This is a genomic window from Ruegeria sp. AA6 (genome assembly GCF_056542865.1).
The window spans coordinates 26023-41263 of the sequence record NZ_JBQGAN010000006.1 but is presented as its reverse complement, the minus strand read 5'-3'; the positions used below and the strand labels follow the sequence as shown (position 1 = coordinate 41263).

The 15241-nt window shown below is 59.1% G+C and carries 18 protein-coding genes; 6 read left to right on the top strand and 12 right to left on the bottom strand.

The features are described from left to right. Positions 1-38: 38 nt before the first annotated feature. Positions 39-776, top strand: a complete 738-nt coding sequence (locus ACR0LN_RS09935) for a heparin lyase I family protein (RefSeq protein ID WP_480429683.1) — start codon at positions 39-41, stop codon at positions 774-776. Between the two features lie 116 nt (positions 777-892). Here ACR0LN_RS09935 and rpsO read toward each other — a convergent pair whose 3' ends face one another. The 8 genes from rpsO to rbfA form a co-directional block, all read right to left on the bottom strand. Then, a complete protein-coding gene (gene rpsO, locus ACR0LN_RS09930) occupies positions 893-1162 on the bottom strand; it encodes a 30S ribosomal protein S15 (RefSeq protein ID WP_170329634.1) in 270 nt (89 codons plus the stop codon). Positions 1163-1305: 143 nt separating this feature from the next. Beyond that, positions 1306-2331 (bottom strand): calcium-binding protein, encoded by a 1026-nt coding sequence (locus ACR0LN_RS09925; RefSeq protein ID WP_480429439.1) that lies wholly within the window; start codon positions 2329-2331, stop codon positions 1306-1308. A gap of 94 nt (positions 2332-2425) precedes the next feature. Further along, positions 2426-2929, bottom strand: coding sequence for a DUF1643 domain-containing protein (locus ACR0LN_RS09920; RefSeq protein WP_480429438.1), 504 nt, complete (start codon positions 2927-2929; stop codon positions 2426-2428). A gap of 77 nt (positions 2930-3006) precedes the next feature. Next, on the bottom strand, positions 3007-3846 hold the full coding sequence (locus ACR0LN_RS09915; RefSeq protein ID WP_480429437.1) for a hypothetical protein: 840 nt from the start codon (positions 3844-3846) through the stop codon (positions 3007-3009). Between the two features lie 95 nt (positions 3847-3941). Then, positions 3942-4538 carry a class I SAM-dependent methyltransferase gene (locus tag ACR0LN_RS09910; protein WP_480429435.1) on the bottom strand — a complete coding sequence of 199 codons (597 nt, stop codon included), beginning with the start codon at positions 4536-4538 and terminating at the stop codon, positions 3942-3944. Positions 4539-4822: 284 nt separating this feature from the next. Continuing rightward, positions 4823-5728 (bottom strand): tRNA pseudouridine(55) synthase TruB, encoded by a 906-nt coding sequence (truB, locus tag ACR0LN_RS09905; protein WP_480429434.1) that lies wholly within the window; start codon positions 5726-5728, stop codon positions 4823-4825. A 60-nt stretch (positions 5729-5788) separates the two neighbouring features. Then, positions 5789-6526, bottom strand: coding sequence for a phosphodiester glycosidase family protein (locus ACR0LN_RS09900; protein WP_480429432.1), 738 nt, complete (start codon positions 6524-6526; stop codon positions 5789-5791). Further along, positions 6523-6918 (bottom strand): 30S ribosome-binding factor RbfA, encoded by a 396-nt coding sequence (gene rbfA, locus ACR0LN_RS09895; RefSeq protein ID WP_480429431.1) that lies wholly within the window; start codon positions 6916-6918, stop codon positions 6523-6525. The genes ACR0LN_RS09900 and rbfA overlap by 4 nt, the downstream gene beginning before the upstream one ends. Before the next feature lie 89 nt (positions 6919-7007). Between rbfA and dapB the strand changes: the two genes are divergently transcribed. Both dapB and ACR0LN_RS09885 read left to right on the top strand, forming a co-directional pair. Further along, positions 7008-7817 (top strand): 4-hydroxy-tetrahydrodipicolinate reductase, encoded by an 810-nt coding sequence (gene dapB / locus ACR0LN_RS09890; protein ID WP_480429430.1) that lies wholly within the window; start codon positions 7008-7010, stop codon positions 7815-7817. A gap of 39 nt (positions 7818-7856) precedes the next feature. Then, positions 7857-8540, top strand: a complete 684-nt coding sequence (locus ACR0LN_RS09885; protein WP_480429428.1) for a DUF2306 domain-containing protein — start codon at positions 7857-7859, stop codon at positions 8538-8540. On the opposite strand, the gene ACR0LN_RS09880 is transcribed toward ACR0LN_RS09885, so the two are convergent. Genes ACR0LN_RS09880 through tmpA form a run of 3 tightly spaced genes read right to left on the bottom strand, consistent with a single transcriptional unit; the run spans position 8527 to position 10915 of the window. After that, on the bottom strand, positions 8527-9195 hold the full coding sequence (locus tag ACR0LN_RS09880; protein ID WP_480429427.1) for an ureidoglycolate lyase: 669 nt from the start codon (positions 9193-9195) through the stop codon (positions 8527-8529). The two genes, ACR0LN_RS09885 and ACR0LN_RS09880, sit on opposite strands and share 14 nt — an antisense overlap. Next, positions 9192-9782, bottom strand: a complete 591-nt coding sequence (tmpB, locus tag ACR0LN_RS09875) for a (R)-1-hydroxy-2-trimethylaminoethylphosphonate oxygenase (protein ID WP_480429425.1) — start codon at positions 9780-9782, stop codon at positions 9192-9194. The genes ACR0LN_RS09880 and tmpB overlap by 4 nt, the downstream gene beginning before the upstream one ends. After that, positions 9779-10915 (bottom strand): 2-trimethylaminoethylphosphonate dioxygenase, encoded by a 1137-nt coding sequence (gene tmpA, locus ACR0LN_RS09870; protein ID WP_480429423.1) that lies wholly within the window; start codon positions 10913-10915, stop codon positions 9779-9781. The genes tmpB and tmpA overlap by 4 nt, the downstream gene beginning before the upstream one ends. Before the next feature lie 98 nt (positions 10916-11013). Between tmpA and ACR0LN_RS09865 the strand changes: the two genes are divergently transcribed. After that, complete coding sequence (locus ACR0LN_RS09865) at positions 11014-11868, top strand: LysR family transcriptional regulator (RefSeq protein ID WP_480429421.1); 855 nt, start codon at positions 11014-11016, stop codon at positions 11866-11868. Positions 11869-11872: 4 nt separating this feature from the next. Here ACR0LN_RS09865 and ACR0LN_RS09860 read toward each other — a convergent pair whose 3' ends face one another. Beyond that, positions 11873-12055 (bottom strand): DUF1674 domain-containing protein, encoded by a 183-nt coding sequence (locus tag ACR0LN_RS09860; protein WP_480429420.1) that lies wholly within the window; start codon positions 12053-12055, stop codon positions 11873-11875. 88 nt (positions 12056-12143) lie between these two features. Between ACR0LN_RS09860 and ACR0LN_RS09855 the strand changes: the two genes are divergently transcribed. Together ACR0LN_RS09855 and ACR0LN_RS09850 are read left to right on the top strand one after the other, a co-directional pair. Next, a complete protein-coding gene (locus ACR0LN_RS09855) occupies positions 12144-13400 on the top strand; it encodes an RsmB/NOP family class I SAM-dependent RNA methyltransferase (RefSeq protein WP_480429419.1) in 1257 nt (418 codons plus the stop codon). A 90-nt stretch (positions 13401-13490) separates the two neighbouring features. Then, complete coding sequence (locus ACR0LN_RS09850) at positions 13491-15230, top strand: heparinase II/III family protein (protein WP_480429418.1); 1740 nt, start codon at positions 13491-13493, stop codon at positions 15228-15230. The last annotated feature ends 11 nt before the right edge of the window (positions 15231-15241 follow it).

Here is a 15241-nt window from a genome sequence, read left to right as displayed (position 1 = left end):
ATTTGCCTCGGATTGTATTGGGGTTTTTCGTGGCACTCATGCTCGGCCTGGCTGTCGCTACACCTGCAAAAACAGAGACGGTTGTTCGAAATGTGAAAGATCTCCAATCACCGCGAGAGGTAATTGATAAGGGCTTTCGCGGATTGAAGCGAGAAAAGTGGTCCAACGCGAAATCCTATGGCGCGCAGATAGTGACCAACGCTCCGGTTGGACGCTCAGACAAGGTACTGAGAATGGAGCTTCGTTATGGCGATTGCGGCACCGAAGCCAAATGGAATGACTGCAAGCATGGAAATGAGCGCGTAGAGTTCGGCAAATACAACGCGTTCAAACACGGTAACCGAAGGCAATACAGCTGGGAGGTCTATTTTTCGGACGGTTTCACTGATCGAGGCGCACAACAGGTAATCGTTACTCAGTTTTCCATGATGGGTGCCAATTCGCACCCTTTCCAGTTTGCTGTGCGAAATGGTGCTTTGATTGCTTTGAAGCGGGTCGAAAGTACCGATTGGAATTACGAAAGCCTGGTAAAGACTATCATTCCTCGCTCATCTCTGACCGGACGATGGCATCGAATAAAAGTGGATGCAAAATGGTCGAAGAATCCAGACGGTCATTTCATGGTCTGGGTAAACGAAAAGCTTGTATATCAATGGAAAGGCAGAACGCTGGGCGTTGGCAGTGTTGGAAAACTGAAGCTGGGGATGTACCGGCAGAAAGTTACACCTTCCGCACCTCCAATTGTTCTTTATTTCGCGAAATTACGTGAGGGATGAGCGCCGCAATAGGCGCTTACTTTCCACCGGAAATCAGAGAACCTTCCCCAGTGCGAACAAAAAAACGCCCGCCAAAGTGGCGGGCGTTTGAAATCTGAAAGCGATGCGATCCGTACTTAGCGGCGGATGCCCAGCTTTTTGATCAGGTCCTGATAACGCGCTTCTTCTTTGCCCTTCAGGTAGTCCAGCAGCTTACGACGCTGGGCGACCATTTTCAGCAGACCGCGACGACCGTGGTTGTCTTTCTTGTGGGTCTTGAAGTGCTCGGTCAGGGTGTTGATGCGCGAGGTCAGGATGGCAACCTGTACTTCAGGCGAACCGGTGTCACCTTCTTTGGTTGCGAATTCTTGCATGACGCGTGCTTTTTCAGCGGCAGTAATCGACATCGGGGTCTCCTTTAAAGGTTAGAGTTAATGGCGCAGGCCGGGATGTCGTCCAGCACAGGCCCATGGAGAAAGCCGCACCGATTCCGATGCGGATGCGCGCGTATAAGCGGATTTTAGGCGAATGGCAAAGGGATTCTGCCGGATCAACCCAAAGCGCCCAGCCGCGCCAGTTCTGCCTCGGCAATCAGTTGGATGTCATCCGCTGTCATCCCCTCCGCCCCCAGCAGCTTTGCCACGTTTTGCCCGTCGATCCGAACATGGGTCAAGTTTTCGTTGTCGGCGTCTTTCTCGATCTGGATATCGGGGTCATCCTGACCATCCCACGAGATGAACAGCTTGTCCTGACCCGGTTGGAAATCCATAATAGTAACAGCTTCGTCTTCAGGTACAGGCGCAAGCACGATGTCATCGGCCCCCTCGCCGCCGGTGACGATGTCACCGCTGTCTGCAAGTATCGTATCCTCTCCGGCACCGCCGTTCAGAAAGTCGGGCGACTGTTCGGCCTCACCATCGTCGCCAGTCAGAAGGTCGTCGCCATCTCCGCCAAACAGAACATCCTCGCCAGCGCCGCCGTGCAGTGTGTCGTTACCAAAGCCCCCATGCAGAGCGTCGTCGCCTTCACCACCCGTCAGAGTGTCATCGTCCTGACCGCCATAGAGGTCGTCGTCGCCCTCGCCCCCGTCAATTCGATCCAGCCCGAAGTGACCGTATAGCGTATCGTCGCCCTCTTCTCCGGCCAGAAGATCATCGCCGTCTTCGCCGTGAAGGGTATCGTCGTCGTCTCCGCCCGTAATGACGTCGACCCCGTCGCCCCCGTACAAAACATCATCACCTGCCCCGCCGTCGATCATGTCATCCCCTTGGTACCCATTGATCTGATCGTTGCCGTCCAGCCCGGTCAGAACATCAGTTTGGTCAGTGCCGGCGATTACCAGGTCGCCTTCGTATTCGGACACTATCGTCCCGTTCGAAGGTTCTTGTGCCTCGGGGTTGGCTTCCGGCGTATCGGAATCTTCGTCTATTTCCAGAAACTCTCCCTCAGATATTTCGTCGGGTTCATCTTCGATGCTGATGTCTTCTTCGGGTTCGTCTTCGGTTATTAACGCATCGCTCACGACATAGGCGGCGCCACCGACCGCGGCCAGGCTTATGAAACCGATCAGAAACATGGGAACCCTCCGTGAACGCATTGCCCCGAGGGTAAATTTTTCATGAGATCAAGTGCTTGGTCAAAGCCAAGCTGACCTTGTGGTTAACCCTTTATCACCACGGTTCGGGTTGCTGGGTATAGGCGATATAGAGCGGATGTTTCGGGTGCCCGGCCTTGGTCAGGCCCAGATGAAACAGCGGCTGGCCGGTGCCGCGCAGCAGGGTTTCCACCGCCGGACCGCGTTCCAGATGTGCGCCGTGGGTACCCCAGGCGGCAATGACCTGATCGGCCCAGTTCACGCCCTCCAGAATGGCCGCGTCATTCTCTGGCCCCACCGGCTCGGCGGCGGCACGCATCTTGCGCGGATCTGTATCGCGCCAGGCAAAGATGTTGGTTACCTGAAATGCGCCAAACCCCAGTGCGCGGGCACGGCGTTCGCAGCGTTCGACCGTCGGGTCATTCTGCACCTCAGTCGCGGTCGATGGGTTAAGCATAACAAACAACGCCCTGCGCCCCACTGGGTCCCAGACGCGGGTCAGGCTATAGCGATACTTTTCGCAATCGGAATAGATGGCGGTCGAGGGCGCGTCGCCCTTGGTATGCGTTCGGGTGATCATACTTGGTTGTTGTTTCCCTATTGTCCTTCAGTCCTGTGGTTAAAGACCAGAACTTGATTTGTACGCAACGGAAAACCTCAACGACTTGACGCCATTACCTCAGCGACGTCAATGGCGGCCGTAAGCTCGCTTATGATGTGACGGGGTGAACTGAGATGGCGAACACCGGCGAGAATATCCAGGCCGTGCTTCCATTCTGCGCCGCCGTAGGCTGAGCGCATATGATCCAAACCCTCCAGAATCGTTTGCGGATCGTTGTCCGCAAGCAGGAAAGGGTAGTCGGGTCCAAGATAGAACAAGGCGTCATCTGTATTGCGATCCACTAGAATGTTGGCGTGCATTGCCGCCGCAGTGAAGCCTTTGGTGAAAGGCTTTGAGACCTCTTTGGAATACCGATCTGTGCGCACACCATAGTGGGCTGTGTAGTGAGCGAGAAGCTGTGAACAGTAGAAAAAACCCTTTTTCATGTAAGGCAACACCTCAACTTCGTCCGAACTGGCCACCATGTTTTTAGGGTTGCCAAGATAGCAGATCGAAAATGCGTCAGCGATGTCGCCTGTTCTGGCGGGTAGCCGTGGATCGGCATGATGGGTGACATGCATCACCGCAGAACTTGAAATTCCGGCAGCTTGCAAGCGATTTTCCATCTTTTGACGACCTAGGTGAGACGCCATTATATGCGCGTCATACAGCGGTAAGGCCTTGGGGGATGGTACGCTGTCTACATGATCACGGCAAACGGAGCGAGCGTTTTCACGGAGGCGCAAGATGTTGTCTTCCCCCAAGTCTTCAATCGCGAATTTGAGGCCAATCACTATGGCATCTTTGGCGTGTTCGACGAAGGCCTGGTGCCGCCGTTGGAACCTAGGTTTCGCGATGCCGATCACTTCGATCTCGAACTCATCACCGCGATACACGCGCAACATTTCCGACAATTGATGCACCCTCATCACGGTCGATCCCATCTGAGATTGACGCCCGCGATAGGCAAATATGACGCGACGTTTTGCCATTAAGGGGTGATCACCGTGATTTTTGTAACGGGCGCGTGAGGTTTTGCCACTTTGGAGACAAGTCCAAATCCTGTTGCCATCTCATGGCGGGCACTTGTGAATTCAAACAAGTCAGCAAAGCGATCTTCTCCGTATTGCTGAAGCGTTGTCGCTTGATACCGGGCCAGAATCTCGGAATAGGCCTGTGACAGAATTGTGTTTGCAGGGTCAAGTCCAGAAATCGCCAGCAGCCCAGTTGGCGCAGCGTCGAGGTAGGTCAGTTCAAGGTCTGGTCGATATTCTTGCAGGATCGGTACAAGCTTCCATACATCACCCGTCCAGACTTTGGGCAAAGCATCAAGATCGCGCGTTGTCATGTCATGGGTAAAGGGGAAGCAATCATGTACGAATAAAACGCCACCTGGGTTGCTGTTCCTTTCGGCGTTTATGATGTCGCGCAAGGCGTATTCCATCAGATGCATGCCGTCGATATACACGATGGAAAGGCGAGCACCCAAGGTTGCCAAGCGGTCCTGTTCAAAGAACGTATCGCTTTCTTCTTGGAACAGGTGCAATGCCGGCTTTTGTCCAAGAACGTCCGTTTGAAGGCGAAACACCGGGTCAACCCCAATGGATTTGCTTCTGGACTGCGACAAAACCCGACCGCCGCGGCAGCCGATTTCCAGGTACCAGTCAAAATCCCAAGCCGCGAACATTCTTCTGAAAAATCTGACGTAGTTTAACCCATTGGCTCTTTTCAGCATCAATACGAACCGTCTCTTGTGTGCGGACTTGAAAATTAACTGTTCACGCACTGGTACGACAAACGAACGGCGATGCAAAACGTGAATTCGCGCCGCGCCCTGTTCAGTGAATTTTCTGTTGCCAAATGGTTCGTGGGCTAATGCTGGAACACCCGGCTGGGGTGCAATTCACCCGATTTGTAGACGCCGACGGCCACGGCCTTGCCGTCCAGTGAGGCCCAAGCTTCGTCGCCGTACTCTACGTCCGAGGCCAGAACCATGCCCGGATTGCCATTGCGCAGGCGAGTTGCGCCTTCGGGGGTGCATTTCAGTTCGGGCAGGTCGGCGAGGCCGGTTTCCAGTGGGTGGAGGTGTTCGTCCAGTGCGGTGGTCTTGGCCATTTCGTCGATCTGCTCGATGGACAGGCCATCTTCGACCTCGAACGGGCCGGACCAGATTCGGCGCAGTTCCTTGACGTGCCCGTGGCAGCCCAAAGCCTGGCCCAGATCGCGGGCGATGGAGCGGACGTATCCGCCTTTGCCGCAGGTCATTTCCAGCACAACGTGGTCTTCGTCGGGACGGTCGACGAGGATCAGTTCCTCAACCCACAAAGGCCGGGCCGACAATTCCACATCCTCACCATCACGAGCCAGTTTATAGGCGCGCTGGCCGTCGATCTTCACCGCCGAAAATTTGGGCGGCACCTGCATGATGTCACCCAGAAACGGGGTCAGCGCCTGTTTGATGTCATCGTCCGAGGGGCGCGCATCGCATGTCGCAATCACTTCGCCTTCGGCATCGTCGGTGTTGGTGGCCTGACCCAGACGCACGGTGAAGGTGTAGGCCTTGAGCGCGTCAGTGATATAGGGAACAGTCTTGGTCGCCTCACCCAGAGCTACGGCCAGAACGCCGGTGGCCTCGGGGTCCAGCGTCCCCGCATGGCCCGCTTTCTTGGCGTCCATCGCCCAACGCACCTTGTTGACCACTGCGGTCGAGGTCATACCCGCGGGTTTGTCCACCACCAGCCACCCGGAAATGTCGCGACCCTTGCGTTTGCGTCCCATATCACACCTAGATTCTTGCTAAGGCGCGCGGGTTAGCGGATCACTTGGCGGGTGTCAATTTCAGGGCGCGTCTTCGACCACTCCCACGATTGGCCCCAACGAAAACCCGATATCGGACCGGTTGCTGGCACGTTCGTACATCCGAGAGATATTGCCGTCGAGAAACAGCGCGTTCGGTATGTCCAGCACGTCTCGAAACAGCCGACCGAATTCGTGAAAGGTGACGTAATCGTCCGAGATTGCAAACACCGCACGCGTGCCATCCGCGCTGGTCCCAACGCCGTTACGCACATAGCGCGAGGTCGAATCGGGCAGAAACCGGGGGTGCAACTCTCCGTCGATGACTAGCATCGGGCCGGATTGGGTGGCGAAACGACACTGAGGCGCCTGATCGACAAAGCGCAGCGTCTCAAACACATCGGCGCGGCCGTTGCGGATGCAAAACACACCGTTGGGCAACAGGCCGAAATTGCCGGGGCCTGCATTGGGGATCACGCGCATCTGCTCTTGCCCGTCCTCGACATAGTGGCCGACAGGTGAGCGGTCGTCGTGATACATGCCTGCGTTCATCGCAAAGGCCAGCCGTTTGCCACCGGGGGCCAGCGCCTCGTTCACTGACGAGAAATGTCCCAGCAGATCGCCGTTTTCGTCATTCAGGAAAAGGCGCAAATCTTCGGATGCGGCATCCACCTCGCAGATGGTGTACCGCTTGCCCTCGTGGGTCAGCTTTTCACAGGTGACCGCAGAGGCTTGCGCGGCCCAAAGGGCCGCGCCCAAGGCCGTAAGCGCTCGGATCACTCGTCCAAATCGCGGCGCACCGCGTCCTGTCCGAACATGCGGCGGGTGTCGTCCAGACGGTCAAACGTGTCATCCAGGCGGAACCGCAGATCGGGCGAGAATTTCAGGCCGACCTTCTTGCCGACCATGCGCCGCAGCTCACCCTTGTTGCGGGCCAGCAGTTCGATCACGTCTTCTTGCCCCTTACCGCCCAGAGGCAGCACATAGGCGGTGGCGATCTTCAGATCGGGCGAGGTGCGCACCTCACCCACGGTGATCGACATGCGGTTCAGGTCGGGGTCGTGGACATCTCCGCGCGCCAGAACCTCGGATAAGGTGCGGCGGATTAGTTCGCCGACGCGCAGCTGTCGTTGGGACGGGCCGGGGCCATCGTGGAATTTGTTCTTTGCCATGCCCCCGATCTAAGCCCAAAGCTGGGCTTTGCCAAGCGGGCGCGAACGAGGTAGGAGGCTTTGAGCCGACCAATTCAGAGGAAAAAGCCATGACCCATATTCCGGGGATCGTCATCACAGGGGCTTCGGGCCGTATGGGGCAGATGCTGATCAAGACTGTCACCGACAGCGATCAGGCGCGTCTGGTCGGTGTCGTTGAGCGTGCAGGTCATGACTGGATCGGTCAGGATGTGGGCACAGCGATGGGCGGTCAAGCGCTGGGCGTTGCCGTGACCGACGACCCGCTGGAGGCGTTTGCTCAGGCGCAGGCAGTTATTGATTTCACCGCGCCCGAAGCAACCTTGGAGTTTGCCGCGCTGGCGGCACAAGCGCGTTGTGTCCACGTGATCGGCACAACCGGCATGACCGACGAACAGATCGCAGCGCTGGAACCGGCGGCGCGTCATGCGGTGATCGTACGTGCAGGGAATATGAGCCTTGGTGTCAACCTGCTGGTCCAACTGACCAAGAAGGTCGCCGCTGCGCTGGACGAAGATTTCGATATCGAAGTGATCGAAGGTCACCACCACCACAAGGTAGACGCGCCCTCGGGGACGGCGTTGATGTTGGGTGAGGCCGCAGCCGAAGGGCGTGGCGTGAAGCTGGCGGATGTGGCGGACAGGGGCCGTGATGGCATCACCGGTGCGCGCCAGCGCGGTAATATTGGCTTTCACGCCATTCGCGGCGGCGACATCGTCGGCGAACATGACGTCCTGTTCGCCGCGCCGGGTGAGCGCATCGTCCTGCGCCATCTTGCCACTGACCGCGCCATCTTTGCGCGCGGTGCCTTGAAAGCCGCGTTGTGGGGGCAGGGCAAGGCACCCGGTCAATACGACATGGTGGATGTGCTGGGGCTGTAGGCCATAGACGGATCGCCCACTGGCGCTAAGCTCGGACACATGCGGAAGTTGACCTTTGGAGTGACAACCGGCGTCCTGCTTGCGGTGTTTTACCTGACACTGCTGCCCTTTGTGCTGCATGGGTTCGGCATGATCGGCGTTGGGCTGTCAGACGACGCATCCCGGCAGAGCTATCTGTTCACGGATGATGCACGTATCGGCAACACGGCCATGATGCTGCACATCTTTGCCGGAACGCTCTTGGTGGCACTTGTGCCACTGCAACTGATCCGCGCCCTTCGGCAGAAGTTCAACCGCTTTCACCGCGCATTGGGCGCTGTGCTGATCACGCTGGCACTGATCACAGGGCTGGCCGGAATGACCTATATCCCCCTGCGCGGAACCATTGGCGGGCCGGTGATGTCTGCTGCGTTTTTCCTGTATGGGCTGTGCCTGTTTACCGCAGCGCTGATGCTGGCACGGATGGCCTTGATCCGGGATCGCGAAGGGCATTGGGTCAGGGGGCTGCGGCTGTTTTGGCTGGCGCTTGGGTCGTGGCTCTACCGTGTGCATTACACGCTTTGGTACTTGCTGACCGGAGGGGTGGGGTCAGAGCCCGATTTCTCGGGTCCGTTTGATCTGGTGCAGAATTTCGCGTTCTTCGTGCCCTACTTGTTGGCGGTGCAGATCTGGATCATGCGCAAGCGTTCCGCGCATCAAGGCGTTTTGGCTACAGGTCTTTGATCCTGTCTGCGCGCAACGGACAGGCGAGATAGACACCGAATTCCTTGCCGATATCGGCGCTGACCCGTGCATGGACGCGGCCCTGACGATCAAGAAAGCGTTGATTATCTTCGACGGGGAATATCCCCTCATGCCAGATGCCGGGATGGATATAGAGACCGCGTGAACCGTCACACCAGAACGCCACCACCTTGTCAGGCGTCAGGTTGTCTCCGGGCAGGGCAGCGGGGACGATGAAGGGTTTGTTGTCCAACGGCCAGAACATCTGCCCGCCATCCGGGTGATAGTTCATGTGCCACAGCAGCACCTGATCGCGCGGGGCTGTCTGCCGCTCTGTCTGCGCGGTCTGAGGGTCCGCAGACCATCCCAGGACGTAATGGCCCTGCACTGCTTCGTTCTCGCCATACAGCACGTCGCCCTGCCAGTCGCACTTGAACGTGCCCTCGACCCAACCGCCTTCGTCGCCGGTGCCCTCGTCGATGGGGCGCCAGCCTTGTTGGGGCCAGCGCACGATCTCAATCTCAAAGCCCTCGGGGTCGTCGACCAGACAGCCATAACCTTTGACCGTCTCATCCGTGGCGCGGATCAGAGGGACCTCGTGCCACGGCAGCGACGGTTTCGAGCTGGCCTCGAAAATATACTCCGGCGCGGTCATGACGTGCCCAGATGCTTGTCGACCATGCGTTGCACCATCGGCGCGAAATGGGCGAAATCGGGGGTTTCCATGTCGGCGCGCTTGCCCGCCTCGTCCAGATAGCGGACCTGAATGATTTCCTTCAGGTTCGGGTTGGATTCAAATGCGGCCACCTCTTCCGCGCTCATCGGGCCGCCCTGCAGTTCCAGCGTGTGGACCGACGCGGCGGAGAGGCGGTTGAAGTACTCGGGCTTGGTGGCGCAGAGATACCGTTTGGCCGCCACGTGATAGCGGCAGCAATCGGTGATGACCGACGGAAAGAACTGCTCCAGCACTTCGGCGCCCGCATCTTCGTGGTGGCGGTCTTCGGTGTCGTCGGGGTGATAGGTGCCGAATTCCGAGGTGAAATGTCCAATGTCATGCAGCAATGCACCGACTATGATTTCCTCGGGCTGACCGTTTTGTTCGGCGATGGTGGCGCCTTGCAGCATGTGTTGGGCCATGGTGACGGGTTCGCCCAGATATTCTTCTCCACCGCGGCGGGTGAAGATGTCGCCGATGAAGGCGACGATGTTGTCCTGGTTCAGGGTCGAAAAATCAGGCTTCATTCCGCCGCCTCCGGTTGCGCTATCTCCATCGCCGCCAGCGTGGACAGCAAACCGTCCTTGTCGGCGTAACAGCCCTGCAACCAGCGCGAACCTGCACCGGAATAACCCAGTCGCGCATGTAGGACGCGGGTGTTGTCGACGATGAAGCTTTCACCCGGTTCCAGCTTGAACGATACGCCCATTGCGGGATCGTCGATGATCTCGCCCAGTTGGCGATAGGCGGCATAGTAGGCCTCCATGTTGTCGAACGGGATATCGACCAGCGGCGCAGTCGAGCGGTTATTGAATCGGATGCCGATCAGCTCTCCGTCGGGCGACAGTTCGATCATCGGGCGGCGCGAGCGCAGGCAGACCCCGTCAGAGCCCTTATATTCGAACCGCGCCGGATAGCCCGCCAGCAGGGCAAAGCCTTCGGGATTTTGGCCGCGCAGCTTTTCGGCGGCGCGGAAGCCGTCAACGACGATGGAATCGCCCCCTTCGGCGCTGTTCTCCAGACAGTACAGGATTTGCAGCGTCGGCACCGGGTCGCGATAGGGGTTGTCGGTATGCGCCTGCAAGCCAAGTCCGGTATAGGCAAGGTTGGTCGGGTTCACCTCGGTCCGAACCTCGAAATAGGGGCCGTAGTTGGTTTCGCGCACATAGCCGAACAGATCGGCCACTTGCAGCAGCGATTCCGCCTCGGTCGGGCCGCCGGTCAGCTTGGCAAAGCCGAACTCAGCCACGGCGGCCAGCCAGTTGCGTTTGGCAGCGGGATTGGCGTGAACTTCGGCCCAGTCCCCGGTGGGCGCGTCGATGCCGCGTTCCCAGGTGGTGATGCCGGGCGCGGTACGGCCAAGCGCGACCGGCGTAGCGCGGTCATAAACGTGATCGGCCAGCCACGCGGCGGGGAAGGTCACCGTCTTGTCTTCGGGCCGGAAGGTGACGCGCAGATCGCCGTTAACAACCTCGGCGGTGCTGATTGCGATGTCGGCAGGGATGTCCCCGATGGTGATCAGGCGCTGGCCGTTGCCGGGCGCGCGGGTCTCAGGGTCCAGCGCGTTGTCGCGCAGCCAGATGGCGTGAAAGCGGGCTTGGGTGCCAGTGTCAAACTCAATAGTCACAACCGAGGCGTCATGGGTGGCGGTGCGCAGCATGGGGGTCTCCTGTTCGGCGCGGGCTTTGGTTGAGCAGATACGCCGTTCATGGCATTACGACAATTAATCCTTCTTTCGGCTGAGGCTTGGAAAATCTTATGGCTAAGAAAAAGATCGGATTGCCGCCGCTGGACTGGCTGCGCGTGTTCGAGGCTGCGGGGCGACTGGGTGGGTTCTCAGCCGCCGCGCGCGAGTTCGGGCTGACGCAGGCGGCGGTCAGCCAGCGGATTGGCAACCTTGAGGCATGGCTGGGCCGAACGCTGTTTGTGCGTGAGGCACGCGGCGTATCGCTTACGGTTGAAGGTGAAAGCTATCTGCCCTTGGTGCAGGACAGTTTGCAGGCGTTGGAGCGCAACACCGAAGACCTGTTTGGCAAATCACCTCGCGAGCTGCGGGTTGCCGGGTTGTCGTCGAATATTCACGCTCTTGTTGTACCGGCGCTGGCACGGTTACACGAGATGCGGCCCAAAGTGCAGGTGATGACGGACTCGGTCGCGCGTCGATCCACATTGGACGAAGAACGCACATGGCTGCAAATCCGCTATGGCCGTGGGGCATGGCCCAGTCGCGAGGCAGAGCTGATCGCACGCGAGGTGTTGGTCCCGATGGCCGCGCCGGGTGTGGATTGGGGCGCGCCGCTGATTGATCTGCGGGGGGAGCGCCCTGCGTGGCGCGACTGGGCGCGTGAAACCGAACAGGCAGACTTGCCGACGTCCAAGATCAGTTTCGATTCGATGGAACACGCCATTTCAGCCGCCCGACAGGGGATCGGCGTGGCGTTGGGATCACTGCCGCTGGCCCATGCGGACTTACAGGCGGGACGGTTGCGCCGGTTGGACTTGCCGGAACTGAAGACCAAGGACGGATATTGGCTGACATGGCCGGAAGACCGTGCAAAATCGAAAAAGCAGCGCGCGCTGATCGGTGATTTTTTGCAAGCGCTTCGGGGCTGAACGCTCAGAAGTCGATCGCCAATCCCTTTTTCTCCCAATCGCCATAGCGTGCGGGGTCAGGGCCGTCGCGCCCGCCCAGTTCCTTGGGCATCTCATTCGCTTTGGCCTCGGCCTTTTTGCGGCGCTCTTCGGCCTCGGCCAACGCGCGTTGGGCAGCGGGGGGCAGGTCTTTGCGGTCGTCGCTCATGACATCGGGTTCCTTTTCGTGCTGGGGCTTGATATACGCCCGCGTCCGCCCTTTGCAATGCGGGCGGGGATAAAACAAAGGCGGTTCCATGTCCGACAACGCAACAGCGGCGCGACGCAGCGCGATCTATCTGCTGGATCAGATCTTGGGTGAAGGGCGCCTGTTGTCCGAATGTCTGGCCGCAGGCGCGCTGGACCGGCTGGGGCCGGAAGACCGCGCACGGGCGCAACGCCTGACATTGGAAACTTTGCGCGGGCTGGAACGTGTCGACCGCTTGCTGGACAACCACCTGAACCGCACGCCCGCACTGACCGTTCATAACGCACTGCGACTGGGTGCGGTCGAGCTATGTCACGGAGAGGCGGCACATGGCGTAGTCAACTCGATGGTCGAGATCGTAGGCCGCTCGCGCAAGCATGGCCGCCTCAAGGGGCTGGTGAATGCGGTATTGCGCAAGATGGCCGCCGAAGGGCCAGAGGCATGGCCGAAAATGCGGGTGCCGCGCTTGCCCGAATGGCTGCGTGATCCGCTGAGCATGGCCTGGGGTAAAGAGGCCGTAGCCGGAATGGAGCAAGCCCATTTTGCCGCTGCGCCGCTGGATATAACGGTCAAGCCGGGTGCCACTGGCCCCGGAGAGGCGCTGCCGACCGGGTCGATGCGGTTGCAGGACGCAGGGCAAGTTTCCGCATTGCCCGGCTATGACAAAGGCGATTGGTGGGTTCAGGACGCGGCGGCGGCTTTGCCGGTGCGTGTTTTGGCACCGCAGGCCGGAGAAAAAGTGCTGGACCTCTGCGCCGCGCCCGGCGGCAAGACGCTGCAACTGGCCGCTGCTGAGGCCGAGGTGACGGCGCTGGATATCTCTGAAGCGCGGCTGGAACGTGTCCGCGAAAACCTCAAACGCACCGGTCTGAAGGCAAATGTAATTTCAGGCGACGCGCTGGAGCATCAGGGTCAATACGATGCCATCCTGCTGGACGCGCCATGTTCCGCGACCGGTACGATCCGGCGCCACCCCGATCTGCCTTTTGCCAAGGATGGATCGGAATTTGGCGGATTGATCGAGTTGCAGGCGCAGATGCTGGCTCATGCCTGGACGTTGCTGAAACCCGGCGGGCGGCTGGTTTATTGCACCTGTTCCCTGTTACCCGACGAAGGTGAGGTACAGATCGAAGAAGCGCTGGATCAGTTCCCCGATATGACGGTGGACCGCGAAGCGCTGAACATTGCCGGTATCCAACCGGATTGGATCACCGAAGAAGGCGGCCTGCGTCTGCGGCCTGATTATTGGGCGGATCGCGGCGGGATGGATGGGTTCTACATCGTCAGTTTGAACAAATCGGCTTGAGCGCATGCTTTTCGGTGACTTGACGAGCGCACCGGTCTATCGTTGGGTCTCAGGCGCCAACAGAGCGCGAGGGGCAGAGTAACGAGCGTCATGTCGAAATCGCAAACCATGACCGGCAGGTGGACTCGGTTTCAAAACCGTTTGTACGCGCGGCTGAGCCAGCGGCGCAAAGCCGTCGCGGGATTCGTGAATGAACCCGAGCCGCGCACCGTCGGATCGTTCGCGCGGGGGCGGCAACTGGTGGCTGGGAATCTGCTGTTTGCCGGCTTCCTTGTCGAGGCTGAGGACACCGCCCTTTGGGATGTCACTGCCCCCAGCATCGGTTTTGATAATGAACGACACGGTTTTGCCTGGCTGGATGATCTGGCGGCTGTTGGCGACATGCGCGCGCGCGAAAAAGCGCAGCGCTGGGTTTGGGGCTGGATCGACGTACACGGTCGCGGGCAAGGACCCGGCTGGGTGCCTGATCTGACCGGGCGGCGGATTCTGCGTTGGATCACCCACGCCGCATTTCTGCTGCGTGGCGCAGATGAAAAACAAGGCCGCCAGTTCTTCCGCTCATTGGCGCAACAAACCTGGTTTCTGTCCAAGCGCTGGCAGGCTGCTACACCGGGCTTGCCGCGGTTTGAGGCGCTGGCCGGTCTGATTCAAGCTGGGTTGGCGTTGAAAGGGCTCGAACATATGGCCGATCCGGCCCTTCGGGCTCTTGCGAAAGAGTGTGAAAAACAGATTGATCCGCAGGGTGGGATTTCCACCCGTAACCCCGAGGAATTGCTTGAGGTGTTCACCCTCTTGTCTTGGACGTCGGCCGCGCTGGGTGATTTGGGGCGGGGAACTCCGGGCGCGCAGGCCGATGCGATAAAGCGCATGGCCCCGACTCTGCGCAGTCTGCGGCACTCTGACGGCTCACTGGCCCGGTTTCACGGAGGTGGGCGCGGGGTCGAGGGTCGGCTGGATCAGGCGCTGGCCCAAAGCGGAGTCCGACCGCACCACGCGAAAGGGTTGGCGATGGGGTTTGCTCGGCTGTATGCGGCGCGGACCAGTGTAATTGTTGACGCCAGTGTCCCGCCCAAGGGCGCCGCATCTTTCAATGCTCATGCATCGACCTTGGCCCTTGAGCTGACGTCAGGGCGACGGCCCCTGATCGTGAATTGCGGCTCGGGTGAAAGCTTTGGTTCGGAATGGCGCCGTGCCGGGCGTGCAACGCCGTCCCATTCGACCCTTTGCCTGGACGGCTATTCCAGTGCCCGATTAGCGAAATCGGGCGGCGACGGTGAAAGCGAGGCATTGGTTGATGCTCCACAGGGCGTTCCGACCGAATTTGAAGAGGCGTTTGAGGGCAACCGTTTTATGGTTGGTCATGATGGCTACACCAAAACTTTCGGCCTGACCCATGCCCGCACGTTCGAGCTGCGCTTTGACGGGCGCGAACTGATTGTCGAAGATATCCTGCTGACTGCGACCGATAAGGACAAACGGCAATTTGACAAGGCTTTGGATGCCTCAGGCTTGAACGGCATCACCTTTGATATCCGGTTTCACCTGCATCCTGACGTGGACGCGGCCATTGATCTGGGCGGTGCGGCGGTGTCGATGGCGCTGAAAAGTGGAGAGATCTGGGTTTTCCGCCATGATGGTGTCGGAAAATTAACTGTTGAACCAAGTGTTTATCTTGAAAAAGGGCGTTTAAAGCCGCGCGCGACAAAACAGATCGTTCTATCTGGCCGCGCAATGGAGTATGCGACGCGCATCCGGTGGACGCTGAGCAAGGCACAGGATACAGCCTATGCCGTGCGAGATCTGCACCGGGACGAGCCCGAATTCGACTGACGCCAAAAGGA